Origin of the sequence: Rhodovarius sp. (genome assembly GCF_040399605.1) — a bacterium.
GTDB lineage: Bacteria > Pseudomonadota > Alphaproteobacteria > Acetobacterales > Acetobacteraceae > Rhodovarius > Rhodovarius crocodyli_A.
The window spans coordinates 1-26,415 of the sequence record NZ_JBBARU010000018.1; the positions used below are offsets into that span (position 1 = coordinate 1).

Here is a 26,415-nt window from a genome sequence, read left to right on the forward strand (position 1 = left end):
GATGCGGAGCAGCCGAACAGGGTCTATCTCATAGAGGCAATATGGATAAAGGCCGCAATATGTGTGGACCATTAAAGGGGCTGGCCACACCAACGCAAAAAACTGCGCACGACCTAGAAAACTGGCTCCGGCGGCTGGATTCGAACCAGCGACCAACGGATTAACAGTCCGCTGCGCTACCGCTGCGCCACGCCGGATCAGCCTGCCCCCATTGTCTAGCACAATGATTTTGATCTGCCAAACCCACCCCCAAGCCCTTTGTGAACATTGACGTTTTTTTCTCGGGCCGCCTCCGCTCACGCTTTTTCGCTTTGTAGCGCAACGGTTTTTTCATTGGAATGCGTTGCGCTTCCACCTCACTGTGCCGGCTTGTGTGCCGGCCTGTCATTGCGAAGGCCGCACCGTCTAACTTGGTCGCGCCTGCGCCATCCGGCGCGGCATGCCCAACCCCGCCTTAACGCCTAGGCTGAATGGCGCGCGCGCGCGCCGCATGGCGGGAAGATTCTGCTCGAGGAGGGCGCTGCTCCAACAGCGCGAATGAGGTTTTGTTGCTACTATCGATACCCATCATAAGGTATATATTCTCTACGCAAAAATTTCTTCAAACCGCCATCAAAGCGCGCTGTTTCGGCCGCGGGAAGCATATTAATCGCTCAAAACCTAATGCTTTAGAATGTTTATCCTCCCTAATTCAAATGGAGCTTCCCATGGCAACGACCCTCGCGTCAGGCGATATCGCATTCACCGCCTTTCAATCCGATCATGCGAATGCAACCGTCGGCGGCGCCAAGGGTGATATGTTCGAATTCGTACTGCTGAAGGACGTGGAAAAGGGAACAACGATTTATTTCACCGATTGTGGCTTTCGTACTGATAGTTTGAAGTTCAACACGAATGAAGGCCTTATCCGTTGGGTGGCCCAATCAGATCTGACTGCCAATACAAAAATCTCCCTTGCGACCTTGGGCATGACCCAACCGGCAAACACCAATGAATGGCAAGGGATCAATCCTCCCACGGGCAACGCAATTACGATCAATTTACAGCTTAACGTTGGAGGCGATAGTGTAACTGCAATTATCGGTCCTATAAATTTTACAACGGACGGATTTTTAGGCACTGCCATCGCCTCGATATACTGGGGTGGCACAAGCTATACTAGTTCGTTTACTGCTCCGACGGGTGGAGGGCCATGCGGCCTGCCGACCGGTCTTGTTGAAGGCCAGACTGCGGTCGCCGTGGGCAAGACTGATAATGGACGATACAACCCTAACGCTGCGGGAAGCGTAGAGACTGGCGCAGTGTCCGATGTTCGTAACTCGATAAACAACAAGGCCAACTGGACCACCAGCATTGATCCGCTTGCTGGAGATGGCCGCACAACCGCCGGATTCACCGCCCTTTGCTACCTCACCGGCACCCACATCCAAACCCCCAACGGCGAACGCCGCATCGAAACCCTCGCCATCGGCGATGAGGTCACCACCATCGATGGCCGGCAGCGCATCCGCTGGATCGGCCGCCACAGCTACCCCCGCGCCGTCGCCGGCCCCTGGGTCAGCCCCATCCGCATCCGCAGCCATGCCTTCGGCCAAGCCATGCCGCATCGCGACCTGCTGGTCTCGCCCTGGCACGCCATCCTCTTCGGCGATGTCATGCTCCGCGCCGTCGATCTGGTGAATGGCAGCACCATCACCCAGGAATTCCCCGGCATGGTCGCCCATTACCTCAACCTCGAATTCGAAGCCCCCACAATCATCTACGCCGAAGGTGTTGCGGCCGAGAGCTACGCCAACCACGCCAACCGCCATATGTTCGACAATGCGGCCGAATACGCCGCCCTCTGCGGCGATGACGAACGTTTGATGGTCGATGCCATGGGCAACGGCATCCGCCGCTTCCCGATTGTGTTCTCCGGCGCACGGCACCAGGACGTCCTGAGGCGCATTAACAGCCAGCGGCGCACCGCCTGAGACGCCAAGGCGACAAGTTCTTTTCAGTGGCTCAAATTTGGGGGCTGGAGGTCCGAGGCGCAATCGAACAGCCGTAAAGGGGATTTGCAGTCCGCTGCGCTACCGCTACGCCACGCCGGATCAGCCTGTCCTCATTATCTTGCACAATGATTTTGATCTGCCAAACCCACCCCCAAGCGCTTTGTGAGCCTGGAATTTTCTCGCCAGCTGGGGGCCTATTGCATTCGCAAGGGTCACCGCAAAAACTCTAATCGTCTGTTTATCCGCCATCCTCATCCGTTTGATCGGATGACACCCCAAGCCCCAGACTGCATTTCACCAATTGAAGCACTGGATTCGCAGCAAAAATCTCCAGCACCGAGACCCATCCCGCCGGCCCGCCATCATGGCCGCACCCCCGGTGTCTCCACCGCCATCCCCGCCGCGCGCTGGGCAAGCCAGGCTTCAATGGCAATCATCTCCGCCGCGCCATAGGCGAAGGGCTCCGCGCGCACGCCGCTCATGCACCCCCGCAGCCGCCGTTGCAGTGAGCCCAAGCCCTGCCATTCCAGCCGATACAGCGGGTAGGCGGTGGGATGCGCCTGTGGAATCGTGCTGCCGGCCAGGCGCCGTCCGGCATTGTCGTCATGGCACTGCGCGCAGGAGAGATCGAGTTGCCCCCGCCGCTGGCGATACAGCGCCTCGCCCCAGGCGCGGGTGGCTTGCAGGCGGCCATCGGCGGAGGGCGCCAGCGGCATCGCGCGTGACTGCAGCCCAATGAAGGCCGCAAGCGCCAGCAGCCCCTCCGATTCCCGCGCCAGTGCCGGCGCATGCTGGCGCTGCTCGCGGCATTGCGCGATGCGCCCGGCGAGGTCGATGGCCGTGAAGCGGCCCTCATCCCAGGCCGGATAACGCGCCGCAATGCCGGCCATCGAGGCCTCCGCCGCGCCGTGGCAATTGGCACAGGAGAGGCCCTGGGCGCCGGCGGGGCGCGACCATATCGCCGCACCCTCATCCACCCAGAGCATGGCCGGGTTGGCGGCATCCTCGCGCTGCATGGCCTGGGTCTCCCGCGCCATGTCGTCAAAGCCCGAGCGGCGCTCCTGCGCCAATGCCGCGGTCAGGCATTGCAGCGCCAGCAGCAGCGCCAGCACATGCCTCATGTCACGATGATCTGTCTGACCTCGGATTGGTCAAAGCCGCCATCGCCCCGCCAGCGCAGCCGCAGCGTGCCACTGCCCTGCACGCGCATGCTGAAGGTGATGAAGGGATTGGCTGCCACCGCCGGTGAGAGTTCGAGGCCGAAAACCTCTTGCCCCTCAAAGCTGGCGGTAAAGCTGGTGATGATGTCGCGCGCCAGCACGCCCCCCGCGCCATCGGGCCGATAGCCGCTTTCCATGCCATGCTGGATCAGGGTGCGGATGGCGAAGGTCTCGCCCGCGCGGATTTGGCGCGGGATATTGATCAGCACACGCGCCATCTCAACCCTCCAGGCATGCGGCAAGGGTTACAATCACTTGCGCGCTGTCCGACCAGAAGCTGCCATCGGACAAAGCGGCCACCGCCACAATGGTCTGCGAGGTGGCAAGGCGGATATTGGTGGCCAGCATCGCCTGGCCGGAATGCGGCGAGAAACGCGCGCTCACCACATGCGGCTGGGGGTTGCGCTCATTGAAGATGGCAATGGCGCGCACATGCTCGGCCTGGGTCATGGGGCTGGGCATGATGACGGAGAGCGGCACGGTATTGCCGTTTTCCACCAGCGGCGAAATATCAAGCGTGACGCGCCCGTGCGTTACCGCAGCACCGCCGGTGAAGGCGCGCAGCGCTGCCGCCATCGCCTCAGCCGAGGCCCTTGCGGGTTGGGGCGGGGGCAGCAGCAGCAGAGCAGGGCTGGCCAGGATTAGGCGGCGTGGCGTCATGGGCTCTCCTCGCGCAGGGTGAGCAGGAAGGCAAGCACATCCTCAATCTCCTGCGCCTGCAGCAGCATGCGGCCCCGCAGCGCCGGGGCCACGCGGTGCAGCCCTTCGGCGCGGTGATAGGCGGGCATGATGCTCTCAGGGTTCACCCGGCGGGAATCGACCAGGCGCAGGCGCAGCTCAGACGCACTCATCCTCGCACCCACACCAGCCAGGCTGGGGGCGAGGTTGCCCTGAAAGCGCTCCTCGGGAAATGGCCCGGAATGGCAGAGCAGGCAAAGCCCGCGGCTGCGATCGGCGATGATGGCCCGGCCCCGCCCGGCATCACCTTCCATCGCCGTCAGCGGTTCGGCCAGCCCCTCGGCCAGGGCGGGCCCGGCCAGTGCAAGCAGCAGGGCCAGGGGCTTAAGCGAAGGCATCGGCGGTGATGGACGCGAACCAGTCCTCGGCATAGCGCGCCTCCGCCACCCGCACCGCCGCGGGCGCCTCAAGCGGTGAGGTGCCCCCCGCGCCGGGGATATCACTCCATAGCCCATTTGCCGCCCGGTACACGCTGGCGATGGAGATGCCCTCATCCGGTGCCAAAAGGCTGTCGCAGGTGTTCAGCAACCGCAGCGTGGGCAGTGCCGTGCCGCGCAGCGAAGGAATGGCCGGTGCCGCGCGGGTGGCGGAGTGGCAGCCCAGGCAGGTGCTGGCACCGGGCGGCGGCACCTCCGCCAGGGCCGCCACCGCCAGCAGCAGCGGCGGCAGGAAAAGCGCCTGCCTCAAGCCCGACGCAAATCCGCATCACGCAGCGGCAATTGCCGGATGCGCTTGCCGGTGGCTGCGAAGATGGCATTGAGCACCGCCGGTGCCGCGACGGCGATGGTGGGCTCGCCCACGCCCCCCCAGAAGCCGCCAGAGGCGTTGATGATGGTCTCCACCTTGGGCATCGTGTCCATCTTCATCATCGGGTAGCTGTCGAAATTCGTCTGCTCGATGCGGCCATCCTTGACCGTGCATTCGCCATAAAGCGCGGCGGTGAGGCCATAGACAAAGCTGCCCTCAACCTGGGCTGCGATCTGCTGCGGGTTGACCGCGAAGCCGCAATCCGTCGCTGCCACAATGCGATGGATTTTCAATTCGCCCGCATCGCTCACCGAGACCTCGGCGCAGGCCGCCACATAGCTGCCAAAGCCATGCGTCACGCAAAGCCCGCGATGCACCGCCTGGCCGCCAATGGGCGCGGCCGGGCTGCCCCAGCCCACCTTGGCCGCCACCGCATCGAGCACCGCCCGGTGCTTCGGGTAATTCGCCATCAGCGCCCGGCGATACTCCAGCGGGTCTTTCCCGGCGGCATGCGCCAGCTCATCCATGAAGCATTCCAGATAGAAGGCGTTCTGGTTGAGGTTCACACCGCGCCAGAAACCCGGCGGCACATGCGGGTTGCGCATGGCGTGGTCGATCAGCAAATTCGGGAAGCCATAGCCGATATCGGCCTCGCCCCCGGCATTGTTCAGCCCTTGGAAAACCACCGGGTCACGCCCGTCACGGATATTCTGCGGGAAGAGGCCGGCCAGGATGGACTGGCCGGAAATCCGCATATGCAGCCCGGTGATATTGCCCTGCGCATCCAACCCCGCCGTCAGCTTGGCCATGGTGACGGGGTGGTAGCGGCCCTGCACCATATCCTCCTCACGCGTCCAGAGCAGCTTCACCGGCGTGCCGGGCATTTGCTTGGCGATATCGACGACCTGACGGACCCAGTCATGCACCGCACCACGCCGGCCAAAGCCGCCGCCCAGATGCAGCTTATGCACCTCGCAGCGTGCCGGCGGCAGGCCGGCGGCCTCGGCTGTGGCGGCATGCGCGGCCTCGCCATTTTGGGTCGGGGTCCAAACTTCGCAGCGCTCGGCCGTCCAAATTGCGGTGGCGTTCATCACCTCCATGCAGGCATGGTTTTGGTGCGGATAGCCATAAATGGCCTCAACCTTGCGCGGTGCGGCGGCGATGGCGGCGGCAGCGTCGCCATTGCGGTTGCCCACCGCCGCCTGCGGCGCATCCAACCCCGCGCGCATCACCTCGGCAAAGGCGGCCGAGGAGGCATTGGCATGCTCGCCCAAATTCCAGGTGATATTGACCTTCTCGAGCGCGGTCTTCGCCCGCCACCAGGTATCGGCCACCACGGCCACGGCATTGTCGCCCACGCGCAGCACCCGCTTCACCCCGGGCATGCGCTCGGCCGCAGCACTATCCACCGCAGCCACCTTGCCGCCAAAGACCGGGCAGGCCTGGATGGCGGCATTGAGCATGCCCGGCAACTTGAGGTCCATGCCATAGATCAGGCTGCCATTGATTTTCGGCGCGGTGTCGAGCCGGGCGAGGGGGCGGCCGATCAGCTTCCAGGCCGAGGGGGCCTTCAGCGGCACATCGGCGGCGGCGGGCGGCGTGAGGCGGCCCGCGGCCAGCGCCACGCTGCCGAAACTCGCGCTGCGCCCGCTCGGGCCATGGGTGATGACGCTATTCGCCGCCGAGCATTCGCCCACTGGCACGCCCCAGCCTTGCGCCGCAGCCTGCACCAGCATGATGCGCGCCGTGGCGCCGCCCTTGCGGACCAACTCATTGCTCTCACGAATGCCGCGGCTGCCGCCGGTGGACATATTGCCCCAGACCCGGCCGCGGGCGAGGTTCTGGCCGGGCGTTGGGTATTCGGTGGTCACTTTGGACCAGTCGCATTCCAACTCCTCAGCCACCATCTGCGCCAGGCCGGTGAGGGTGCCCTGGCCCATCTCGGAGCGTGCGATGCGGATGATGACGGTGTCATCAGGCTTGACGACGACCCAGGCATTGACCTCGGGCGTGGCGGCGCTTTGGGCGGCAGCCTCGCCAGGGGCGGGGATGCGGAAGCCAAAGGTGAAGGCGCCCATCGCGGCAGTGGCCAGGGCGGCGCGGCGGGTGATGGCGTTCATGGTCTCTCTCCCTCTCAACCGGCCGTGCCGGTGCCGGCGGCGCGCTGAATGCCGGCGATGACCCGGTTATAGGTGCCGCAACGGCAGATATTGTTCACTTCCTCGCGGATCTGCTCCTCAGTCGGGCGCGGGGTGGTGGCCAGCAGGGCGGCGGCGGCCATGATCATGCCGGATTGGCAAAAGCCGCATTGCGGCACATCCAGCGCCAGCCAGGCCTGCTGGATGGGGTGGCTGCTATTGGGCGAGAGCCCCTCGATGGTGACGATCTTCTGGCCCTCATTAAAGGCCGAAACCGGCTGCGAGCAGGAGCGCACGGCAACGCCATCCACATGCACCGTGCAGGCGCCGCATTGGGCGATGCCGCAGCCATATTTGGTGCCGGTGAGGTCCAGATGCTCGCGCAGCGCCCAAAGCAGGGGGGTATCATCCTCCACTGCGAATTCAACCACGCGGCCATTGACGTTGAGTTTCGCCATCACGTCTCTCCTGCTTTGAAATCCGAGGGTTAGAGCGCCCCGGCGCCGGCCACGCGACCGATTATCTCCTCGCGTCTAACAGCAGCGATGAGCAAGATGCAATGACTTCATGCGGTGAGAGGGCCGGGCGGATTGCGGAGGTCAAGCGTGATACCGGGCGAAAACCTGCCGCGACAGCGGAGATGGCCGCCCTGCTGAAATCCCTGGAGCGTGGTATTCGCGACCAGCGCATAGCAGCCCCTATGGAGGCCGCCGTGCCGAGAATTGTGCTGCATGTGCTGCCGAACAGGCTCTACGGATGACTTTCGAAAAGGTGCGGCCCGCCAAGTCTCAATACACTGGCTGTCGCTGAAGCTTCACGCGATTGCAGCTTTGGTGACACGCCGCTGGCCTAACTCGCCGCCTGTCAGGAACGGGTGATTCGACACATGCCAGGGGTTGCGTTGCGCGGCATCCAAAAAAGTTTTGGCGCAACCGCGGTTCTGCGCGACGTCACGCTTGTAGCGGAGGAGGGCGAGTTTCTCGCCATTCTGGGCCCCTCAGGCTGCGGCAAATCTACCCTGCTGCGCATTCTTGCCGGGTTGGAGACCGCCGATGCCGGTGAGGTGCTGATCGGCGATAGGCGGGTCGATTCTCTGCCGCCCAAGGCCCGCGACCTGGCGATGGTGTTCCAAAGCTATGCGCTCTACCCCTACATGACCGTTGGGCAGAATGTGGCGCTGCCGCTGGAAATGCGCCGGCTTTCGGCCTGGCAGCGCGTGCCCGTGCTGGGGCGGATGATCTCGGGTGCTGCGCGCCGGGCGATTGCTGCGGATGTGGCTGCGGTGGCCGCACCTTTGGGGCTGACGCCGTTATTGGCGCGCAAGCCGGCGCAGCTCTCCGGCGGGCAGCGCCAGCGTGTGGCGCTGGCCCGAGCCATGGTGCGCAACCCGGCTGCTTTTCTAATGGATGAGCCGCTGTCGAACCTCGATGCCCGGCTGCGGGGCGAGGCGCGGGCCGAAATCGTCGCCCTCACGCGCCGCCTGGGCGTCACCGCGCTCTACGTTACCCATGACCAGGGTGAGGCGATGGCGATGGCTGACCGGGTGGCGGTGATGCAGGGCGGGCGGGTGCTGCAGCATGCGGCGCCGCAAGAGCTTTATGACGAGCCGGCCAGCCTCGAAGTGGCCCGCTTTGTCGGCTCGCCGCCGATGAATGCCCTGGCGGGGCATATCGGCGAGGATGGTGCCGTGGTGGTCTCGGGTGCGCGGCTGCCCTGGCACAGCACGGCGCGTGGCGCGGTGATGCTGGGGGTGCGGCCGGAGGGCTGGGTGCCGGCGGCGGATGGTATTCCGGTTGTGCTGGAGCGCATCGAGCATCTGGGTGCTGAAACGCTTTGCCACATGGCCGGTGGTGCGGTGCTGCGGCTTTCGCCCGAGGCCTCGCGCGGGTTGGCGGTGGGGCAGGGGCTGCGCCTTGCGGTAAACCGGGCGGTGCTGTTTGGCCCAGATGGTGCGCGGCTGCCCTTGGCGGCGGCGCGGCGGGAGCCGGCCTTTGGCTAATCCGCACCGCGCCGAGGCCATTGCCGGCACGCTGCTGGCGCTGCCTGCCTTTATCCTGATGTGGCTGATGCTGCTGGGGCCGGCGGTGGCGGTGGGTCTGCTCTCGCTCACCGATTGGAATTTTGGCGAGCCGCGGATCGGCTTTGCGGGCTTGGAAAATTACCAGGAATTATGGGATGACCGGGTCTTCTGGATCAGCCTGCGCAACACGGTGATCTATGTCGGCGTCTCGGTGCCGGCCACGGTGTTGCTGGGGCTGCTGGCGGCGATTGCCATTGAGGGTGTGGGGCGGGGGCGAGGGTTTTATCGCGCTGCGTATTTTCTGCCGGTGGCCTCCACCCTGCTGGCGATGGCGCTGGTGTGGGAGTTTATGTTTCACCCCTCGGTGGGGTTCGTGAACCAGGTGTTTCGCGGCCTCGGCCTGCCCACGGCGGATTGGTTGCAGAACCCTGACACGGCGCTCTTCGCCCTGGCCGCCATTGGCGTGTGGCAGAATTTGGGGCTCGCCATGGTGCTCTTCATGGCCGGGTTGAAGGCGATTCCGCCTGACCTTTACGAGGCCCTGGCGATGGATGGCGCGGATGGCGCCTGGGAGCGGTTTCGCCGCGTCACCTGGCCCATGCTTGGGCCGGCCTTGGTGTTTGTGGTGGCGATCACCGCCATTCGCAGCTTTCAGGTCTTCGATACGGTGCAGGTGCTGACCGAGGGCGGGCCTTCGAAATCAACCGAGGTGCTGCTCTTCACCATGGTGCAGCAGGGCTTCACCTTCCTGCGCTCGGCCTATGGCGCGGCCATCACCATGGTGTTTTTGGTGCTGACCCTGGCGATCACCCTGGCGCAGACCACGATTTTGGATCGGCGGGCGCATTATGGTTAAGCGCGTTCTGACCCATCTGGCGCTGCTGACCGGTGCTGCGGTGATGCTGGCGCCGTTCATCCTCATGCTGTCGATTTCGCTCAAGCCGCCGGGTGAGGTGTTTTCGCCGCATTTTGCTCTGTTGCCTACGCAATGGTATGCGGTGGAGAACTACACCGCCGCCTTCACCAAGGTGCCGCTGCTGCGCTTCCTGCTGAACGGGCTTTTCGTCACGCTGTGCATCTTCGCAGCCCAGGCGCTGACTGCGCTGCCCATGGCCTATGCGCTGGCAAAGCTGCGCTGGCGTGGGCGGGAGGCGGCATTCAGCATGGTGGTGCTGGCGCTGCTCATTCCGCCCCAGGTGCCGGCCATCCCGCTCTATATCGGGCTGTGGCAATTGGGACTTTTGAACACCTATGCCGCGATCATTCTGCCCTCGACCATCTCTGTCTTCGGCATATTCCTGATGCGGCAGTTCTTCCGCACCGTGCCCGATGACCTGATTGCCGCGGCGCGGATGGATGGGCTTTCGGAATGGGCCATTGTCTGGCGGATCATGCTGCCCACGGCGGCGCCGGCCATCGCGGCCTTTGCCTGCCTCTCCTTTATCTGGAACTGGAATGAGTTCTTCTGGCCGCTGATTGCGGTGCAGGAGGAGCATTTGATGACGCCCCCACTCGGCATCGCGTTCTTCTCCAATGCCGAGGCTGGCACATCCTTCGGCCCGCTGATGGCGGCGGCCACGGTGGTGACCGCACCGCTCGCACTCGCCTTCCTGCTCGCCCAGCGCGCCTTCATCGAGGGCGTGACGATGACCGGGGTTAAATAATGACGCGCATCGGCCTGCTCTCTGACGTTCATCTCTCCCGCGCCCGGCCGTGGTTTCATGCCAATTGGGAATTGCTGCTGGCCGAACTGGCCCGGGCACCGGCGCCGGATATGTTCATCATCACCGGTGATTGCGCGCTCGATGCCCCGGTGCGCGAGGATGATCTGGCCTTTGCGCGCGAACAATTCGACCGCCTGCCCGCCCCCTGGCATGCCTTGCCTGGCAATCACGATATTGGCGCCTGCCACCCTGAGGGTGCTGGCGAGGCTTTGGTGAGTGAGGCGCTGCTGGCGGCCTGGACGCGGCATTTCGGCGCCGATTTCTGGGTGCTGGATGTGCCGGGCTGGCGGCTGATTGCGCTCAATAGCCTCATCCCCGGCAGCAATTTGCCGGCCGAGCACGCCCAGGCCGCCTTCCTTGAAGACGCCATCTCCACAGCGGGCGCGCAGCAGGTGGCTGTGCTCACCCATAAGCCATTATGCCTGCATGACGTGACGGAGACGGCCAATTCCGCCGCCTGCTGGCGGCCGCAGACGCGCGAATTGCTCCACCGCCATGTCCGCGAGGGAAGGGTGGCGCTGATCATCAGCGGGCATCTGCATGAATCGCGCGACAGGATCATCGCGGGCGCGCGGCATCTCTGGCTGCCCGGGCTCGCCTTCGTCATCGATATGCCCAGCGAATGGCGCATGGTGATGGGCGGCCGCAAGCGGGTGGGCCATGCCACGCTGGAGCTTGGCGCCGGGCCTTCCATCACCTGGCATGAGCCGCCATCGCTGCTGAACATCGATATCGACGGCTGGATGCGCGCCGGCGGTATCGGACTCTACGGGCCTCTTGCTGGCGAGGGCCTACCCTATCCCCATCCCCCAACATCCGGAGAATGACCATGACCATTCAACGTCGCGCGCTTCTGGCCGCAACGCTTGCCATGCCGGCGCTGGCGCAGACTTCACCCGTCGAAATCTCTTTCCAGTATTCCATCCCGGAACTGTTCCGCGGGCTGATGGAAGAGATGACGGCCGCCTTCATGCGGGCCAACCCTAATGTGCGTGTGACCATCCGCGCCCCTGAGCAGGGCTACGAGGAAATCCTCCAGCGCCACCTGCGCGATGCCGTGACCCGGCAACTGCCCGATGTCGCATTCCATGGCCTGAACCGCCAGCGCACCCTGGTCGAGCGCGAAATCCCCGTCGACCTCAAACCCTTCATGGCCGCCGATACCCGCATTGCCGCGCAGGGCTATTCCGAGAGCCTGCTATCGCTGGGCCAGGTGGGTGCGGCGCAGACGGGCATCGGCTTCGCCCTCTCCACCCCCATCCTCTATTATAATGTCGAGCAGCTTCGCCGCGCCGGCGGCAACCCCGAAGCCCTGCCAACGACCTGGGCCGAGGTCGCGGCCCTGGCGCGGGCCATCCACGGCACCGCAGAGAACCTCAACGGCATGTTTTACGACTGGACGATCACCGGGAACTGGGCTTGGCAGGCGCTGGTCTTCAGCCATGGCGGCACCATGCTCTCGGCGGATGAGCGCCAGGTGGCGATGGGCAATGAGCATGGCCAGCGCGCCATCGCCGCCCTGCGCATGCTGGTCGATGAAGGCCGCATGCCCGATATGCGCGCCACCGCCGCCATCGCCGATTTCTTCGCCGGGCGCCTGGGCATCTCCATGCAGTCCACCGCACAACTCGGGCGCTACAACCGTGAGATCGGCGGGCGTTTCCCGCTGGTCTGCGGCCGCTACCCGCTCTCCTCGCCCAATGCCCGCCTGCCTGCGGGCGGCAATGTCGCCATGATGTTCACCCGTGATGCCGCCAAGCAGGCCGCAGCCTGGGAATTCATCAAATTCGCCACCGGCCCGGTGGGTGCCACCATGATGGTCAATGCCACCGGCTATATGCCCGCCAGCACCATTCCCGCTCAGCGCGAGGAAATGCTGGGGCGGTTCTATCGCGAGAACCCCAACCACATGGTCACCTTCCGCCAGCAGGATGTGATCACCGGCTGGTACGCCTTCCCGGGGCAGAACGCGCTGCGCATCACCGACAACATCAATGACCATCTGCAGTCGGTCGTCGCCAAGCGCGCCGAGCCTGCGGCCGCGCTGACCCGCATGGCCGCCGATGTGCAAGCCCTGTTGCCGCGCCGCTGATGTTCGACTTCATTCACATTACTGACCTGCATATCCTGCCCCCGGGCGAGACCAATTATGGTCTCGACCCGGCACTGCGCCTGCGCCATGCGGTGGAGAGCATCGCCGCGCGGCATGGCCCGGGGAGTGCGGCACCGGCGGAATTCGTCATCATCACTGGCGACCTGACCCATCATGGCCAGCCGGCGGCCTATGCCACGCTGCGCGAGATTTTGGAGGGGCTGCCCATGCCCTTCCACCTCATGCTGGGCAATCATGATGAGCGGGCGCATTTCCGCGCTGCCTTCCCCGAGGCCCCTGTTGATGATGCGGGCTTCATCCAGCAGGTGATCGAGACCGAGATGGGCCGCTTCATCCTGCTCGACACCAAGACCGAGGGCACCCATGCCGGGCTGCTCTGCGAGGCGCGGCTGGCTTGGCTGACGGCGCGGCTGGAGGAGAGTGAGGCGCCGGTCTTCCTCTTTCTGCATCACCCGCCCATGCCGCTTGGCATCACCCGGATGGATCGCATCCCGCTGCTGAATTCTGCTGCGCTGGCTGATGCGCTGGCACCGCATCGGGCGAAAATCCGCCATATGTTCCATGGCCATTTGCATCGCCCGCTGGGCGGCTCCTGGCTGGGCATTCCCTTCACCTCGCTGCGCGGCACCTCGCATCAGGTGGCGCTGGACCTCTCCGAGCGGGACAGCACGCCGGGCAGCCATGAACCGCCGGCCTATGCGCTGGTGCGGGTGAGCGAGGATAGCGTCGTGGTGCATGCTCATGACTTTCTTGATCAGACGGGAAATTTCGACCTGTGACCAATAAGACCGCACTGCTGGTGATCATGGATGGGCTACGGCGTGATGCCGTTTCGCCCGAACGCACGCCAAACCTCTGGCGGCTTTGGAGCCGTGGTACGGCGTTTGGGCAATATCGTTCGATGTTTCCATCCGCCACGCGCGTGGTCTCCTCCTCCACCGCCACGGGTTGCGTGCCGGCCACGCATGGGCTGGCGGGCAATTCCATGGCCTTGCTCGATACGGATGGCCAGTTGCATCCGCATGATGCCGGTGCGGCGGGGTTTTTGCCCGCCCGGCGCGCCATGCATGGCAGCGCGCTGGATGCGCCGACCATGGCCGACCGTCTGGCGGTGCATGGTGGCGTGGTGATTTGCTCCAATGTTTCGCCGGGGGCGGCGCTGGCGCATGACCCCAATCAGGCGGGCCATTTGTTCAACCGGGTGGTGAGCCATGAGCCGGGGCGGCCGCTGGCACCGCTGAGCGAGATCACGCTGAGCGTGGCGGGTGACAAGATGATCACCGAGCGGTTTCTGGAGGAGATCACCAGCCGCCGTCCCGCGCTGGGCGTGCTCTGGTTGGGCGAGCCCGATGCCACCCAGCACGCCCATACCCCAGGTTCAGGCCCCTGCTGGGAGGCGATTGCCGCCGCCGATGCGAGGCTGGGCGAGGTGATGGAGATGACTGATCGGCGGCGGGCGCTGGGCGAGGAAATTCTGCTCATGGCCGGCTCTGACCATGGCCATGAGACAGTGGAGGGGGTGATCGATGTCGATGCCGAACTCGCCGAGGCAGGGCTGCAGCCGGGTGCTGAACATGGGCTGGTGACGCTGTCGAATGGCTCCTCGGTGATGGTGCATCTCGCCCCCTGCCGCGACCCGGAACCGGTGATGGCATTCTTCCAGGCCGCCGCCTGGGCGGATGCGGTGCTGCATGGCGAGGCGCTGCGGCGCCTGGGGCAAAGGCCTGGCGCCGATGGGTTGCTTTGTATTGTTGCGATGCGCCGGCGTGATGCACTCAATGCGCATGGCCTGCCCGGGCTGGTTCTGGTGGCCAAGCCTGCTACCGGCAAGCCAGACCGTATGGGTTGCGGCCAGCATGGCGGCCTGGGTGCGGCCGAACAGGCGCCGGTGATGGTGGCGGATGGCCCGGGCTTTGCCCGTGGTGTGAGCATGGCCGATGCCTCGCCGATCGATATTGCGCCCTCGATCCTGCGCTTTCTGGACCGGGGGATGGAGGGGCCGGCGATGGATGGGCGCGCCTTGCAGGGCAGTGCGGTGATGGAGCACGTGGTTTGATCCCGCGCCGCATCCTGCCCTTCCTGGCAGCTCCGCCCGCCATGGCGCAGGCAGGCCCGCGCCGAGGCATCTTGCGCTATGCCACGCTGGGGCTCGACACGGCCGACCCCCATCGTCACACCGGCTCCATCGCCGTGCAGCAGGCCTATGTTGAGGCGCTGACCTCCATTGGCCCCGATGGTGGTGTAGAGCCTTTCCTGGCTGAGCGGTTTTCGCTCTCAGGGGATGGGCTGATCGCCACTTTCCATCTCCGGCCCGGCGTGATGTTCCATGATGGCAGTGTGATGGATGCCGCCGCAGTCAGGGCCAATATCGAACGCGTGCGCGACCGTATTCGTGGCGGTTGGCTGGCCGGTGCCATGCGCCTGATCACCGCGATCGAGACGCCGGATGCCGGCACTGTCACCTTGCGGCTCTCGCAGCCCTATGCACCGCTGCTGACCTCGTTGTCGGAGCTTTGGATCGTCTCGCCGCGCTCGCCCGGCTGGGATGGCACCATCACCCGCCCTGCCGGCACCGGACCCTTCCTATTCGGCCAGTGGCAGCCCAATCTGCGGCTGCAGGCACCAGCCAATCCGCATTATTGGCGGCCGGGCCAGCCGCAACTCGAGGCAGTGCACCTCGATCTGCGCGGCGATGTCGATAAAGGGATCGCCCTGCGTGCGGGCGATTTGCATGTCGCTGATGTGGCGCAGGATGTGGCAACTCAGCTGCGCGCCGATCCACGCTTCGTGGTCCAGGGGCTGCGCGATACCACCTGGTACTTCCTGGCGTTCAATAATCGCCGGCCGCGCCCGCCTTTCGACAACCCGCTGGTGCGCCGGGCGCTCGGCCATGCCTTGGACAAGCCCGGTTTCATGCGCTTCGTGGCGGGCGATGCGGGGGTGGTGACCAATCAGATGGTGGCACCTGGCAATCTTTACTTTGACCAGGCGTTGCACGAGGCCGACCCGTATCGTACGCCCGATCTCGACCAGGCCCGCGCCCTGCTGCGCGAGGCCGGTGTTGATCCTGGCCGCACCGCCATTGAAATGGTGTCCTGGCAGGAACCCTATGCCCAGGCGGCGGTGCAGATGGTCCGGCGTTTGGGCTTTCGGGTCACCCATACGCCGCTTGACGATATCGGCGCCCAACGGCGGCTTGGTCAATATGACTGGGACATCTGCTGCATGGCCTCAGGCCCGCGCGCCGATGTGTTTCTGCGCTGGGTGCGACTGATGTCGGATGGCCCCAACCCGGTGCTGTGGGGTGGCATTCAGGACCCCGAACTGGATGGTATGATCCGCGCTGCGGCGGCCGAGCCGGCACTGGAGCCGCGCCGAGCAAAATACGCCCAGGCCTGGGCAAGGGTGGCGGAAAAGCATTATTTCCTTGTGCTCGGCCATGCCGCCAACCAGATCGCCTGGCGGCGTGAGGTGCGAGGCTTCACGACCGGCTTCACCTGGAGCCCGCACCGGGCGGATGGTGGGATTGCGGCGACATCACTGGGATGATGCGCGGCCTGGCGCTGGCGATGCTGGCACTGGCCTTATTCGGCCCTTATGTCGCGCCATTTGACCCGCTGGACCAGAATCTGCTCGCCCTGAACCAGCCGCCCGGCCCTGAACATCTGCTGGGCACGGATCATTTGGGACGTGATATCTTATCGCGCCTGCTGGCCGGGGCAGGCACCACCTTGGCGGTGGCGGCGATGGCGAGCATCTTGGCGTTTGTCGTGGGGGCCGGAGCAGGGTTGCTGCTGGCAGGATTAGGGCGTGGTGCGGAGGCGCTGGGTTTCGCCCTGATCAACACGCTGCGCGGCCTGCCGCCGCTGCTGCTGGCATTGATAGCGTTAGCGGCCATGGGGCCTGGCCTATCGCCGCTGGTGCTGGCGTTGGCCTTGTCCTTCGCGCCGCTTTTCGCCCATGTCGCCCGCACCGCGCGGCGGCGCGAGCAGGCGGAGGAGTATGTCGCCGCCGCGATTGTCTCCGGCGCCGGGCCTTGGCGGATTGTGTTGCGCCATATCATGCCCAATCTGGCCGGGCCGCTGGTGACGCTGGCCGCTATTATCGTGCCGCGCTGCGTGGTGACGGAGAGTGTACTATCCTTCCTCGGCCTTGGTGCCGCGCCGGATGCGCCCACCTGGGGCCGCATGGCCGCTGATGCGGCCCGGCTGGCCGAGGCGGCGCCGCATGCGCTGCTCGTTCCGGTGGCCGCCATTGCGCTGGCCACGGGGGCCTGTGCTGCCCTGGGTGGTGCGGCGCGCCGGCGCGTGGACCCCAGGCGGGCAGGATGAGACGCGCGCTTACCATTCTGGCAGCCGCCCTGGCGCAGGGGCTCGCGATCACCTTTGGGCTATTTCTGATCTTTGGCGCCATCCCAGGTGATGTGGTGGATGTCTGGGCTTCGGCTGGCGATCTGGATGCTGCCCAGCAGGCGGCATTGCGGGCTGAACTCGGGCTGGATCAGCCGTCATGGCGGCGCTTTTTGGCCTGGGTGGGGGCGGCTCTGGCGGGTGATCTGGGCACGTCACAGCGCTTTGGCCAGCCGGTTGGGCCCATGCTTTGGGATGCCGCTCAGGCCAGTCTGCAACTCGGTGCGCTATCAGGCGGGATGGGGATGCTCTTGGCGTTTGGGCTCTGCCTGGCCCAAGCGGCGGGTTCGCGCACGGCGCGCCTGGCGGTGGAGGCTATCAACCTGTGGTCGATCGCCCTTCCCACCTTTTGCGTGGGCGTGGCGGCGCTGCTCATGTTTTCCGTGTGGTTGGGCTGGCTGCCCGCGATTGGCGGGCTACTGGCGCCGGTGATCATTCTGGGCATCGACAATGCCGGACAACTCGCCAAACCTCTCTCCGAGGAGGTAGCGGAGGTTGCTGCGCTGCCGCATGTGATGGCGGCGCGCGCGCGCGGCCTGTCGCCGCTATGGTTGGCGCGCTGGCATATTCTGCCATTGGCAGCCCCGGTCGCGGTGTCGCTCAGTGGTGTGATGCTGGCGGGGCTCTTGGGGGGCACGCTGACCATGGAGTTGCTGTTTGGCCTGCCAGGCCTGGGCGCGCTGGTGCTCAATGGCATTCAGGGGCGCGACCAACCGGTGGTGCTGGCAGGGTTGGTGGTTGCCGCGCTGGCCATCGTCCTGGTCAATGCCCTGACGTCATTGGCGCTGGCCGCACTCGACCCCCGGCAGAGGTGGCGGGAGTGACGTCAGATCGTCATCCTCTTCGCCACCAAAGCCGGATGAGGCGCTGAGCGGTGACATGGCGGCGGGCCGCTCCAGCCCCTCGCCATACAAGCTTCATACCCCTGTCACGTGGTTGCAATTCAGTGTGGTTAACCGCCCCAGATGCCACTCTGAGGGAACTGCCTGTTGTTCACGCTCGCCCAGATCTCAGATCCGCACCTCGGCGCTCATACCTCCCTGTTCCGGAGGAATTTCGATGCGGTGCTGGAGCATCTTATCGTCGAGCCGCCCGACATGATCATCGCCACCGGGGATGTCTCACTCGATGGCGCTGACAGCGAGGCGGATATGGCCTTTGCCGCCCAATCCCTCGCGCGGCTGCCGCGCCCCGCACATGCCCTGCCGGGCAATCATGATGTCGGCGATCATCCCGAACGCGCCCCGCGGCAGCCCTGCAACGCAGAACGCCTCGCCAGGTTCCGTCGCCATTTCGGCGCGGATCGGTGGGTGATCGACCATGGCGGTTGGCGGCTGCTGGGTCTGAACACCCAGATTTGCGGCACCGATCCGGCCGAAGAGGCCGCGCAGGCGGGTTTGATTGACGATGCGCTCGCCGGGCTGGGCGAGCGCCGGCTGGCCGTCTTCCTCCACAAGCCGATCTTCACCACGACCCCTGAGGATAGCCTGTTCGATTACTGGTCGGTCCCCCCCTTCGCCCGGGGCCCCTTCCTGCCACTGCTGCAGCACCCGGCTCTGCGGTTGGTGGCCTGCGGTCACCTGCATCTTTTTGCCGAGGCCAGCCATGCCAATGCAAGGATGGTCTGGGCACCCTCAATAGGCTTCATCGTGGCCGAGTCTGAGCAGCCGGGCCTCGCGGGCAGCCGCCCCTGCGGGTATCTGCTGCACCGCTTCCATGCGGATCATGTGGAAACCGAGTTGGTGACGCCACCTGGCATGGAGCGGCCCTTCATCCATGAGGTCCGCGCCGAGGCCTATCCGAATTCCTCGCTGCTCAACTCCGCCACCCATGTCGGGTGAGGCCGGCCGGGCAATCCTCATCGAGGGGATTGAGAAGGCATTCGGCAAGACCCGTATCCTGAAGGGCGTCTGCCTCAATTTGCGTGAGGGAGAGTTTCTCTCACTGGTGGGGCCCTCTGGCTGCGGCAAGACCACCTTGCTGCGCATCATCGCCGGCCTGGAGAGCGCCGATGCGGGCAGCGTGCGTATCGGTGGAAAGGATGTGACTCGGCTGCGCGCCGCCGATCGTGACATCGCCATGGTGTTCCAGAACTACGCGCTCTACCCCCATCTCAGCGTCGCGCAGAACCTTGCGGTGCCGCTGGTAATGCGCCGTCTTTCAAGCCTGGAGCGGGTGCCGCTGCTGCGCCACCTGGCGCCCGGCCATGCCCAGCGCCGCAGCGCAATCAACGCTCAAGTGCAACAAGCGGCGGAAATGCTGCGTCTGGGTCACCTCTTGCACCGCCGCCCCGCCGAACTTTCGGGCGGCCAGCGCCAGCGCGTGGCACTGGGCCGCGCCCTGGTCCGCCAGCCAAGTGCCTTTCTGATGGATGAGCCGCTTTCCAACCTCGATGCTGAACTTCGCGCCGGCACAAGGCGGGAGATTGTCGAGTTGCATCGCCGCGCCGGCGTCACGACCATCTATGTCACGCATGATCAGGTCGAAGCGATGACCATGTCAGATCGCGTGGCCGTGATGATGGAGGGGGAGCTGCTGCAACTCGGCACCCCGCGCGAGGTTTATGAGAACCCTGCTGATCTGCGCGTGGCCGGCTTCCTGGGCAGCCCGCGCATCAACACCCTGCCGGTGTGCTCTGCGCCCGACGGTATCCGCCTGGGCGCGCTGCACCTGCCGCTGCAGGCCGAAGTGGCGCCCGGCGCCGAGTTGACACTGGGCCTGCGCCCCGAAGCCCTGCATCTCGCAGCCGAGGGGCTCGCCGTCCAAATCGAGCATCTGGAGTTTCTGGGGGCCGAGGTTTTGCTGCATGCGCGGCTGGCGGCGCCTGATGCGCGGCTGACTGCAAGGCTGCCGATCGCGGTGGCAGCGCAGCTTCAGCGCGGCGATGCGGTTCACCTGCGTGCCGATTGGTCGGCTGCGCTGCTATTCGGCGCCGATGGCGCGCGGATCGCCTCGTCCGCCTCGGAATTGCGCATCAATGCGTGATACCGCAGCTCTGGCCGGCCCCGCGCCAGCCACCTGGGCCTCACGCGCCATTGGCGAGGCTGCGGCGGCTTGGGTGCTTTGTGCGCCCGCCGGCCTGGCGCTGTTTGCCCTGCTGCTGGGCCCCACCGCCGCGCTGCTTGTCCTTTCCTTCAGCGACTGGGAATTGGGCGCGCCGGAACTCGCCTGGATCGGCCTGGGCAATTATGTCGAACTCACCACCGACCCGGTGTTCCGCATCGCGCTGCGCAACACGCTGATCTATGTGGGCGTGGTGATGCCGGCCTCGATAGGGCTGGGCCTTGGCGTGGCATTGCTGGTCGAGGGCGGCAGCCGGCTGCGGGCCACATTTCGCGCAATCTACTTCCTGCCCGTCGTCTCCTTGCTCGTTGCCATGGCGACGGCCTGGCAATATCTGCTGCACCCGACCATCGGCCCGGTGAACCGCGTGCTGGCCTTGTTGGGTATCAGCCCGATCAATTGGCTTGGCTCGTCGGATTGGGTGATGGTCTCGCTTTGCATGATCGGCGTGTGGGAGAATCTCGGCTTCGTCGTGGTGCTCTTCATGGCTGGGCTTACCGCGATCCCGCGTGAGCTTTACGCGGCGGCGGAGCTCGATGGCGCGCGCTCAGCGATGGATCGCTTCCGCCTGGTCACCTGGCCGCTGCTTGGCCCCACCACGCTCTTTGTCGTCACCATCACGGCCATACGCTGCCTGCGGGTCTTTGACACGGTGCAGGCGCTGACGCGTGGCGGGCCGAACAACGCCTCACAGGTGCTGCTGTATGCGATGTATCAGGAAGGCTTCAGCTATTTCCGCATCGGCTATTCTGCGGCGATCACCGTCGTCTTCCTGGCCATCGTGCTGCTGCTGATGCTGGTGCAAACGCGCATTCTCGACCGTCGGGTGCATTACTCATGAGGCCGGGCGAAGAGCGCTCCCTGCTGCATGACTTGCCGCGTCTTGCGCTGCTGGGCCTTGGTGCCTGCTTCATCCTGCTACCCTATGTGTGGATGTTTGCGGCATCGCTGAAGCCGGGCAGCGAGATTTTCCGCGATTCACTGACGCTTTGGCCAGAGCGGTTCTATGCCATCGAGAATTACGGCAAAGCCCTCTCCGAAGTGCCGATGCTGCGCTTTCTGTTCAACGGCGCGCTGGTCTGCGCGCTGATCCTGGTCTTTCAGATGCTCTTTGCGGTGCCGGCCGCCTATGCGCTGGCCAAGCTGCGCTGGCGGGGCAGGGAGTTCCTGTTCGGCCTCATCATGCTGGGCCTGCTGATCCCCTATCACGTGCCGGCGCTGCCGCTTTACGTCGTGTTTGCGCGGGCGGGTTTGCTCGACAGCTTCGCCGCCCTGGTGCTGCCTTTTACCATTTCGGTCTTTGGCATCTTCCTGTTCCGCCAGGCCTTCAAATCCTTGCCTGACGAACTGATCCACGCGGCGCGAATGGATGGCATGAGTGAGCTGTCGATTGTCTGGCGGGTTATCATGCCCAATGCCTGGCCAGCCGCCACGGCCTTTGCCACCTTCTCGATCGTCGCCCATTGGAATGACCTGTTCTGGCCGCTGATCGTCGTGCAGTCGCATGCGATGGCCACGCCGGCCCTGGGCGTTCTCTTCTTTCGCGCCGAGGAGGCCGGCAATGATGTCGGCGCCCTCATGGCGGCGGCAGTGATGGTCACCGCGCCGATGATCATCCTGTTTTTGCTCGCCCAGCGCCGCTTCATCCAGGGCATCGCGACCGCGGGCCTCAAGGGTTGACCCCCATTTACAAGGAGAATGACATGACCAAGCTTTCCCGCCGCATGGCCATTGGCGCCACGCTCTCTGCCTCGCTGGCGACGCCGCGCCTGCTGCGTGCGCAGAGTGCCGAAGTCGTGGTCCATTACCCGATGCCGGCCTTCTTCAAGGATGTGATGGAGAAGATCGCCGAGGAGTTCGCCCGGGCCCATCCGGGCCTCACCGTGCGCTATCTTGCCCCGGCGCCGAATTACGAGGATGCCGTGCAGCAGGTGCTGCGCCAGGGCGTCGCCGGCGGCCTGCCCGATGTCAGCTTCCAGGGCCTCAACCGCCTGCGCATGCTCACTGAGCGCCGCCTGCCGGTCGATCTGCGCCCCTTCCTGAGCCGCGATGGCGACCCCGCCCCGCGCGGCTGGACGCCCAACCTGCTGGGTCTGGGCCAGGTGCGCGATGTGCAGGCCGGCATGGCCTTCGCCTCCTCCAACCCCATCGTCTATTACAACGCGAATTTGGTCCGCCGTGCCGGTGGCAATCCAGACCAACTGCCGACCGACTGGAATGCGCTGATCGCCCTCGCTGGCCGCGTCCACGCCCTGGGTGATGGCAATAGCAGCATGCATTTCCGCTGGGGCGGCGATGATTGGATGTTCTCGGCGCTGCTCTATGGCCATGGCGGCCGGATGTTGAGGGAGGATGAGCGCGACGTCGCCTTCAACGGCGCCGAGGGCCTCGCCTCCCTCACGCTGATCGACCGCATGGTAAAGGAGGGCAAAATGCCAGCCTTTACCGTCGATGCCGCCTTGCAGGCCTTCTATGCCGGCAAGATGGGCATCTTCAGTGGCACCACCGCCTATATCGGCTCCATGCAGCGCAGCATCGGCCAGGGCGTGGATCTGCGCACCGCACGCATGCCGGTGATCAACGCTGAGAAGGGCCGCCTGCCGACGGGCGGCAACGCGGGGGTGATGCTGACCCGCGATGCGGCGCGGCAGGATGCCGCCTGGAAGTTCATCACCTTCGCAACCGGCCCGCGTGGACAAGAGCTGATGACGCGCGGCACCGGCTATGTGCCCTGCAACACCATCGCCGCGGCAGATGACCGTTACCTTGGCGGCTTCTATCGCGAAAATCCGCTGTTCCGCCCGGCCATGGAACAGATGCCGATCGCCCAGGCCTGGTACGCCTTCCCCGGCACCAATGGCGTGCGCATCACCGAGGAATTCGTGAACAACATCGCCCGTATCGTCGAGGGCAATGCCACGCCGGAGGTGGCGCTGGCCGACATGGCCACGGGCGTTCGGCGGCTGCTGCCGCGCTGATCTCCAGCCGCCGGGCGATGTCACGCCAACGCCATGCAACCGTCATCGTGGCGTCGTCGGGCGGCTGTAACGCCCCGCCTCAACAGACTTTGAGGCCTTATGAAAAAGCGACGGAATGTGCTGTTGATCGTGGTCGATCAATGGCGGGCGGATTTCATGACCGAGCTGGGTGCGAATTTCCTGCGCACCCCCAATCTGGACAGGCTTTGCCAGCAGGGCGTCACCTTCAGCAATCATGTGACGACGACGGTGCCCTGCGGCCCGGCGCGCGCCAGCCTGCTCACCGGGCTTTACCTGATGAATCATCGCGCGGTGCAGAACACCGTGCCGCTCGATGCGCGCCACACCAACCTTGCCAAGCAGTTGCGGCGCATCGGCTATGATCCGGCGCTGATCGGCTACACCACCTCGACACCTGACCCCCGCAGCACCGGGCCGCGCGACCCACGCTTTACCTATCTGGGCGACCTGATGGATGGCTTCCGCAGCGTCGGTGCCTTCGAGCCGACGATGGATGGCTATTTCGGCTGGCTCGCCCAAAAGGGCTATACGCTGCCGGAACGGCGTGAGGATATCTGGCTGCCGGAAGGCGAGGACGCCGCCCCAGGTGCCACCAGCCGCCCGAGCCGTATCCCGGCCGAGTTCTCCGATACGGCCTATTTCACCGAGCGCGCCCTGACCTATCTGAAGGGCGTTGGCCGCAAGCCCTGGTTCCTGCATCTGGGCTATTACCGCCCACATCCGCCTTTCATTGCCCCCGCGCCATACCATGTGATGTACAACCCAGCCGACATGCCCCCCCCGGTGCGAGCGGCCGATTGGGCGCATGAGGCGGCACAGCATCCGCTGCTGGATTTCTACCTGCGCGGCATCAGCCAGGGCAGCTTCTTCCATGGCGCGGGCGGCGCGGTGACGGAGCTTGACGAGGCTTCGATCCGCCAGATGCGCGCCACCTATGCCGGTATGATGACCGAGATTGACGATAATCTCGGCAAGGTCTTCGACCATCTCGACGCCACCGGCCAGTGGGATGACACCATGATCATCTTCACCTCCGACCATGGCGAGCAACTCGGCGACCACTGGCTGCTCGGCAAGATCGGCTATTTTGACGAGAGCTTTCGGGTCCCGCTCGTCATCAAGGATGCCGGGCTCTCCCCGCGCGCCGGCGTGGTCGAGACCGCCTTCACCGAGAGCGTTGACGTGATGCCGAGCATTCTCGCCGCGCTGGGCGGAGATATTCCGCGCGCCTGCGATGGTGTCTCACTGCTGCCCTTGCTCGATGCGCCGGCGCCCACGGATTGGCGCGACCTGCTGCATTACGAATATGACTTCCGCGACATCTTCTACTCGCAGCCGGAAACCGCGCTCGGCCTCTCGATGGATGAATGCAGCCTCTGCGTGGTGCAGGACGCCGATTATAAATACGTCCACTTCGCCGCCCTGCCGCCGCTCTTTTTCGACCTGCGGGCCGACCCGCAACAATTCCGCAATCTGGCCGAGGACCCCGCCTATGCATCCCGGGTGAAGGATTATGCCCAGCGCGCGCTGTCCTGGCGGCTGCGCCATGCCGAACGCACGCTCACCGGCTTCCGGGCAGCCCCCGGCGGTCTGCAAGAACGAGGAGTTTCCAAATGATCCCCCGCCGCCCCCTGCTGGCCACGCCTTTTGCCGCCTTGGCCGCCCCTGCCTTTGGGCAGGCCGATAACCGGCCCTCCATCACCATCGCGGTGCAGAAGATCAGCAACACCAACACGCTGGAGCCGCTGCGCGAACAATCCAACGTGGGTGAGCGGATATTCTTCTCTTCCATGTGGGAGGCGCTCATCGGGCGAGACTGGCTGGGCAACCTGGCACCGCAACCCGGCCTCGCCACCACCTGGCGCCGCATCTCCGATTCCGTTGTCGAACTGTCGCTGCGCCCTGGCGTGCGGTTCCACAATGGCGACGAGATGACCGCCGAGGATGTGGTGTTCTCCTTCGGCCGTGAACGCATGTTCGGCGCCACGCTGGCCACGGCGCAGGGCCGCACCATCCCGATCGGTGAGGGCATGCCTACACCGCGCCCTGGCAAGGAATTACCGCCGGAGGTGCCCGCCGTCGCACGCCGTGCCTGGCCGGCGCTCGAGCGCGTCGAGGCGGTGGACCGGATGACGGTGCGCTTCCACAACGCCACCCCCGATGTGACGCTGGAGGGCCGTCTTTCGCGCGCCGGCAGCAATATCGTCAGCAAGCGGGGCTATGAGGAGGCCAACACCTGGCTCGAATGGGCGCGCCGCCCCGTCACCACGGGCCCTTACAAGGTGGCTGAATTCCGCGCCGATCAGTCGCTCACGCTGGTGGCGCATGATGAGTATTGGGGCGGGCGGCCGCCGCTCAAGCAGATCCGCTTCGTCGAGGTGCCGGAGGTGGCGAGCCGCATTAATGGCCTGCTCAGCGGCGATTATCATTTTGCCTGCGACATTCCGCCCGACCAAATCCCCAATATTGAGCGCAACCGCGCCTTTGAAGTGCAGGGTGGCACCATCCTCAACCACCGCATTACGGTGTTCGACAAGAATTTTCCCGTGCTGCGCAACCCCCTCGTGCGCCGCGCCTTCACCCATGCCATCGACCGTCAGGCCATCGTGGATGCGCTTTGGGCCGGGCGCACCGTGGTGCCCAAGGGTTTGCAATGGGACTTCTATGGCGAGATGCTCATCCAAGATTGGAGCGTGCCGCGCTTTGATCAGGCCGAGGCCCGCCGCCTGTTGCGTGAGGCGAATTACCGCGGCGAGCCCATCCCCTATCGCCTTCTGAACAATTACTACACCAACCAAAACGCCACGGCGCAGGTGCTGGTGGAGATGTGGCGCAGCGTGGGCCTCAATGTGCAGATCGAGATGAAGGAAAACTGGTCGCAGATTCTCGAACGCAGCCCCACCCGTGCCGTGCGCGACTGGTCCAACAGCGCCGCCTTCAATGATCCGGTCTCCTCGCTGGTCAACCAACATGGGCCCAATGGGCAGCAGCAGCAGGTTGGCGAATGGACCAATGAGGAGATGAACCGCCTCTCGGTCGAGTTGGAGACAAGCGTTGACCGCGCCCGCCGCCGTGTCGTGTTCCGTCGTCTGCTCGAAATCACCGAGCGTGAGGACCCTGCCTATACGGTGCTGCACCAGAACGCGACCTTCACCGCCAAGCGCAAGGATATCCGCTGGAAGGCGAGCCCGGCCTTTGCGATGGATTTCCGCCCAGGCAATTACGGGAACTGAACCATGCAACGGCGAGA

General features: G+C 65.1%; 25 protein-coding genes and 1 tRNA gene. 18 read left to right on the forward strand and 8 right to left on the reverse strand.

Annotated elements, in window-relative coordinates; genetic code table 11:
* Positions 1-122: 122 nt before the first annotated feature.
* Positions 123-197: transfer RNA gene (locus ABWP84_RS07270), tRNA-Asn, on the reverse strand.
* 510 nt (positions 198-707) lie between these two features.
* Between ABWP84_RS07270 and ABWP84_RS07275 the strand changes: the two genes are divergently transcribed.
* Entirely contained in the window at positions 708-1,973 is a 1,266-nt protein-coding gene (locus ABWP84_RS07275; RefSeq protein WP_353211348.1) for a Hint domain-containing protein, read from the forward strand.
* Between the two features lie 383 nt (positions 1,974-2,356).
* Here ABWP84_RS07275 and soxA read toward each other — a convergent pair whose 3' ends face one another.
* Genes soxA through ABWP84_RS07310 form a run of 7 tightly spaced genes read right to left on the reverse strand, consistent with a single transcriptional unit; the run spans position 2,357 to position 7,295 of the window.
* Positions 2,357-3,115: a sulfur oxidation c-type cytochrome SoxA gene (soxA, locus tag ABWP84_RS07280; protein ID WP_353211349.1), complete on the reverse strand. Its 759-nt coding sequence runs from the start codon at positions 3,113-3,115 to the stop codon at positions 2,357-2,359.
* A complete protein-coding gene (locus ABWP84_RS07285) occupies positions 3,112-3,432 on the reverse strand; it encodes a thiosulfate oxidation carrier complex protein SoxZ (RefSeq protein ID WP_353211350.1) in 321 nt (106 codons plus the stop codon). The genes soxA and ABWP84_RS07285 overlap by 4 nt, the downstream gene beginning before the upstream one ends.
* A gap of 1 nt (position 3,433) precedes the next feature.
* Positions 3,434-3,874, reverse strand: a complete 441-nt coding sequence (locus ABWP84_RS07290) for a SoxY-related AACIE arm protein (protein WP_353211351.1) — start codon at positions 3,872-3,874, stop codon at positions 3,434-3,436.
* Positions 3,871-4,290 (reverse strand): sulfur oxidation c-type cytochrome SoxX, encoded by a 420-nt coding sequence (gene soxX / locus ABWP84_RS07295; RefSeq protein ID WP_353211352.1) that lies wholly within the window; start codon positions 4,288-4,290, stop codon positions 3,871-3,873. Before soxX ends, ABWP84_RS07290 begins: the two co-directional genes overlap by 4 nt.
* Positions 4,277-4,639 carry an FCSD flavin-binding domain-containing protein gene (locus ABWP84_RS07300; RefSeq protein WP_353211353.1) on the reverse strand — a complete coding sequence of 121 codons (363 nt, stop codon included), beginning with the start codon at positions 4,637-4,639 and terminating at the stop codon, positions 4,277-4,279. Before ABWP84_RS07300 ends, soxX begins: the two co-directional genes overlap by 14 nt.
* Positions 4,636-6,819, reverse strand: coding sequence for a molybdopterin cofactor-binding domain-containing protein (locus ABWP84_RS07305; RefSeq protein WP_353211354.1), 2,184 nt, complete (start codon positions 6,817-6,819; stop codon positions 4,636-4,638). The genes ABWP84_RS07300 and ABWP84_RS07305 overlap by 4 nt, the downstream gene beginning before the upstream one ends.
* A gap of 14 nt (positions 6,820-6,833) precedes the next feature.
* Positions 6,834-7,295, reverse strand: a complete 462-nt coding sequence (locus ABWP84_RS07310; protein ID WP_353211355.1) for a (2Fe-2S)-binding protein — start codon at positions 7,293-7,295, stop codon at positions 6,834-6,836.
* A 443-nt stretch (positions 7,296-7,738) separates the two neighbouring features.
* Between ABWP84_RS07310 and ABWP84_RS07315 the strand changes: the two genes are divergently transcribed.
* From ABWP84_RS07315 to ABWP84_RS07395, 17 genes are all read left to right on the forward strand, one after another.
* Positions 7,739-8,836 (forward strand): ABC transporter ATP-binding protein, encoded by a 1,098-nt coding sequence (locus ABWP84_RS07315; protein WP_353211356.1) that lies wholly within the window; start codon positions 7,739-7,741, stop codon positions 8,834-8,836.
* Positions 8,829-9,713, forward strand: a complete 885-nt coding sequence (locus tag ABWP84_RS07320; protein WP_353211357.1) for a sugar ABC transporter permease — start codon at positions 8,829-8,831, stop codon at positions 9,711-9,713. Before ABWP84_RS07315 ends, ABWP84_RS07320 begins: the two co-directional genes overlap by 8 nt.
* Positions 9,706-10,521 carry a carbohydrate ABC transporter permease gene (locus tag ABWP84_RS07325; protein WP_353211358.1) on the forward strand — a complete coding sequence of 272 codons (816 nt, stop codon included), beginning with the start codon at positions 9,706-9,708 and terminating at the stop codon, positions 10,519-10,521. The genes ABWP84_RS07320 and ABWP84_RS07325 overlap by 8 nt, the downstream gene beginning before the upstream one ends.
* Positions 10,521-11,408 carry a metallophosphoesterase gene (locus tag ABWP84_RS07330; protein ID WP_353211359.1) on the forward strand — a complete coding sequence of 296 codons (888 nt, stop codon included), beginning with the start codon at positions 10,521-10,523 and terminating at the stop codon, positions 11,406-11,408. The genes ABWP84_RS07325 and ABWP84_RS07330 overlap by 1 nt, the downstream gene beginning before the upstream one ends.
* Positions 11,409-11,410: 2 nt before the next feature.
* Positions 11,411-12,673 carry an extracellular solute-binding protein gene (locus ABWP84_RS07335; protein WP_353211360.1) on the forward strand — a complete coding sequence of 421 codons (1,263 nt, stop codon included), beginning with the start codon at positions 11,411-11,413 and terminating at the stop codon, positions 12,671-12,673.
* Positions 12,673-13,473: a phosphodiesterase gene (locus ABWP84_RS07340; protein WP_353211361.1), complete on the forward strand. Its 801-nt coding sequence runs from the start codon at positions 12,673-12,675 to the stop codon at positions 13,471-13,473. Before ABWP84_RS07335 ends, ABWP84_RS07340 begins: the two co-directional genes overlap by 1 nt.
* Positions 13,470-14,750, forward strand: a complete 1,281-nt coding sequence (locus ABWP84_RS07345) for an alkaline phosphatase family protein (protein ID WP_353211362.1) — start codon at positions 13,470-13,472, stop codon at positions 14,748-14,750. Before ABWP84_RS07340 ends, ABWP84_RS07345 begins: the two co-directional genes overlap by 4 nt.
* On the forward strand, positions 14,747-16,243 hold the full coding sequence (locus ABWP84_RS07350) for an ABC transporter substrate-binding protein (protein ID WP_353211363.1): 1,497 nt from the start codon (positions 14,747-14,749) through the stop codon (positions 16,241-16,243). Before ABWP84_RS07345 ends, ABWP84_RS07350 begins: the two co-directional genes overlap by 4 nt.
* Positions 16,240-17,025: an ABC transporter permease gene (locus ABWP84_RS07355; RefSeq protein ID WP_353211364.1), complete on the forward strand. Its 786-nt coding sequence runs from the start codon at positions 16,240-16,242 to the stop codon at positions 17,023-17,025. The genes ABWP84_RS07350 and ABWP84_RS07355 overlap by 4 nt, the downstream gene beginning before the upstream one ends.
* Complete coding sequence (locus ABWP84_RS07360) at positions 17,022-17,927, forward strand: ABC transporter permease (protein ID WP_353211365.1); 906 nt, start codon at positions 17,022-17,024, stop codon at positions 17,925-17,927. Before ABWP84_RS07355 ends, ABWP84_RS07360 begins: the two co-directional genes overlap by 4 nt.
* Before the next feature lie 165 nt (positions 17,928-18,092).
* Positions 18,093-18,944, forward strand: coding sequence for a metallophosphoesterase (locus tag ABWP84_RS07365; protein WP_353211366.1), 852 nt, complete (start codon positions 18,093-18,095; stop codon positions 18,942-18,944).
* Positions 18,934-20,088, forward strand: coding sequence for an ABC transporter ATP-binding protein (locus tag ABWP84_RS07370; protein WP_353211367.1), 1,155 nt, complete (start codon positions 18,934-18,936; stop codon positions 20,086-20,088). The genes ABWP84_RS07365 and ABWP84_RS07370 overlap by 11 nt, the downstream gene beginning before the upstream one ends.
* Positions 20,081-21,007 carry a sugar ABC transporter permease gene (locus tag ABWP84_RS07375; RefSeq protein ID WP_353211368.1) on the forward strand — a complete coding sequence of 309 codons (927 nt, stop codon included), beginning with the start codon at positions 20,081-20,083 and terminating at the stop codon, positions 21,005-21,007. The genes ABWP84_RS07370 and ABWP84_RS07375 overlap by 8 nt, the downstream gene beginning before the upstream one ends.
* Entirely contained in the window at positions 21,004-21,846 is an 843-nt protein-coding gene (locus tag ABWP84_RS07380) for a carbohydrate ABC transporter permease (protein ID WP_353211369.1), read from the forward strand. The genes ABWP84_RS07375 and ABWP84_RS07380 overlap by 4 nt, the downstream gene beginning before the upstream one ends.
* Before the next feature lie 23 nt (positions 21,847-21,869).
* Positions 21,870-23,144 (forward strand): ABC transporter substrate-binding protein, encoded by a 1,275-nt coding sequence (locus ABWP84_RS07385; RefSeq protein WP_353211370.1) that lies wholly within the window; start codon positions 21,870-21,872, stop codon positions 23,142-23,144.
* Between the two features lie 99 nt (positions 23,145-23,243).
* Positions 23,244-24,782 (forward strand): phosphoric/sulfuric ester hydrolase PehA, encoded by a 1,539-nt coding sequence (gene pehA / locus ABWP84_RS07390; protein WP_353211371.1) that lies wholly within the window; start codon positions 23,244-23,246, stop codon positions 24,780-24,782.
* Positions 24,779-26,398, forward strand: a complete 1,620-nt coding sequence (locus tag ABWP84_RS07395) for an ABC transporter substrate-binding protein (RefSeq protein WP_353211372.1) — start codon at positions 24,779-24,781, stop codon at positions 26,396-26,398. The genes pehA and ABWP84_RS07395 overlap by 4 nt, the downstream gene beginning before the upstream one ends.
* Positions 26,399-26,415: the final 17 nt, after the last annotated feature.

What these genes read in the sequence shown, in the direction of transcription:
- ABWP84_RS07370 (WP_353211367.1), top strand. Translation starts at nt 18,934, where the DNA reads ATGTCGGGTGAGGCCGGCCGGGCAATCCTCATCGAGGGGATTGAGAAG.
- ABWP84_RS07330 (WP_353211359.1), top strand. Translation starts at nt 10,521, where the DNA reads ATGACGCGCATCGGCCTGCTCTCTGACGTTCATCTCTCCCGCGCCCGG.
- ABWP84_RS07395 (WP_353211372.1), top strand. Translation starts at nt 24,779, where the DNA reads ATGATCCCCCGCCGCCCCCTGCTGGCCACGCCTTTTGCCGCCTTGGCC.
- ABWP84_RS07355 (WP_353211364.1), top strand. Translation starts at nt 16,240, where the DNA reads ATGATGCGCGGCCTGGCGCTGGCGATGCTGGCACTGGCCTTATTCGGC.
- ABWP84_RS07310 (WP_353211355.1), bottom strand. Translation starts at nt 7,295, where the DNA reads ATGGCGAAACTCAACGTCAATGGCCGCGTGGTTGAATTCGCAGTGGAG.
- soxX (WP_353211352.1), bottom strand. Translation starts at nt 4,290, where the DNA reads ATGCCTTCGCTTAAGCCCCTGGCCCTGCTGCTTGCACTGGCCGGGCCC.
- ABWP84_RS07340 (WP_353211361.1), top strand. Translation starts at nt 12,673, where the DNA reads ATGTTCGACTTCATTCACATTACTGACCTGCATATCCTGCCCCCGGGC.
- ABWP84_RS07285 (WP_353211350.1), bottom strand. Translation starts at nt 3,432, where the DNA reads ATGGCGCGTGTGCTGATCAATATCCCGCGCCAAATCCGCGCGGGCGAG.
- ABWP84_RS07325 (WP_353211358.1), top strand. Translation starts at nt 9,706, where the DNA reads ATGGTTAAGCGCGTTCTGACCCATCTGGCGCTGCTGACCGGTGCTGCG.
- ABWP84_RS07375 (WP_353211368.1), top strand. Translation starts at nt 20,081, where the DNA reads ATGCGTGATACCGCAGCTCTGGCCGGCCCCGCGCCAGCCACCTGGGCC.
- ABWP84_RS07335 (WP_353211360.1), top strand. Translation starts at nt 11,411, where the DNA reads ATGACCATTCAACGTCGCGCGCTTCTGGCCGCAACGCTTGCCATGCCG.
- ABWP84_RS07275 (WP_353211348.1), top strand. Translation starts at nt 708, where the DNA reads ATGGCAACGACCCTCGCGTCAGGCGATATCGCATTCACCGCCTTTCAA.
- ABWP84_RS07305 (WP_353211354.1), bottom strand. Translation starts at nt 6,819, where the DNA reads ATGAACGCCATCACCCGCCGCGCCGCCCTGGCCACTGCCGCGATGGGC.
- ABWP84_RS07290 (WP_353211351.1), bottom strand. Translation starts at nt 3,874, where the DNA reads ATGACGCCACGCCGCCTAATCCTGGCCAGCCCTGCTCTGCTGCTGCTG.
- soxA (WP_353211349.1), bottom strand. Translation starts at nt 3,115, where the DNA reads ATGAGGCATGTGCTGGCGCTGCTGCTGGCGCTGCAATGCCTGACCGCG.
- ABWP84_RS07380 (WP_353211369.1), top strand. Translation starts at nt 21,004, where the DNA reads ATGAGGCCGGGCGAAGAGCGCTCCCTGCTGCATGACTTGCCGCGTCTT.
- pehA (WP_353211371.1), top strand. Translation starts at nt 23,244, where the DNA reads ATGAAAAAGCGACGGAATGTGCTGTTGATCGTGGTCGATCAATGGCGG.
- ABWP84_RS07385 (WP_353211370.1), top strand. Translation starts at nt 21,870, where the DNA reads ATGACCAAGCTTTCCCGCCGCATGGCCATTGGCGCCACGCTCTCTGCC.
- ABWP84_RS07360 (WP_353211365.1), top strand. Translation starts at nt 17,022, where the DNA reads ATGAGACGCGCGCTTACCATTCTGGCAGCCGCCCTGGCGCAGGGGCTC.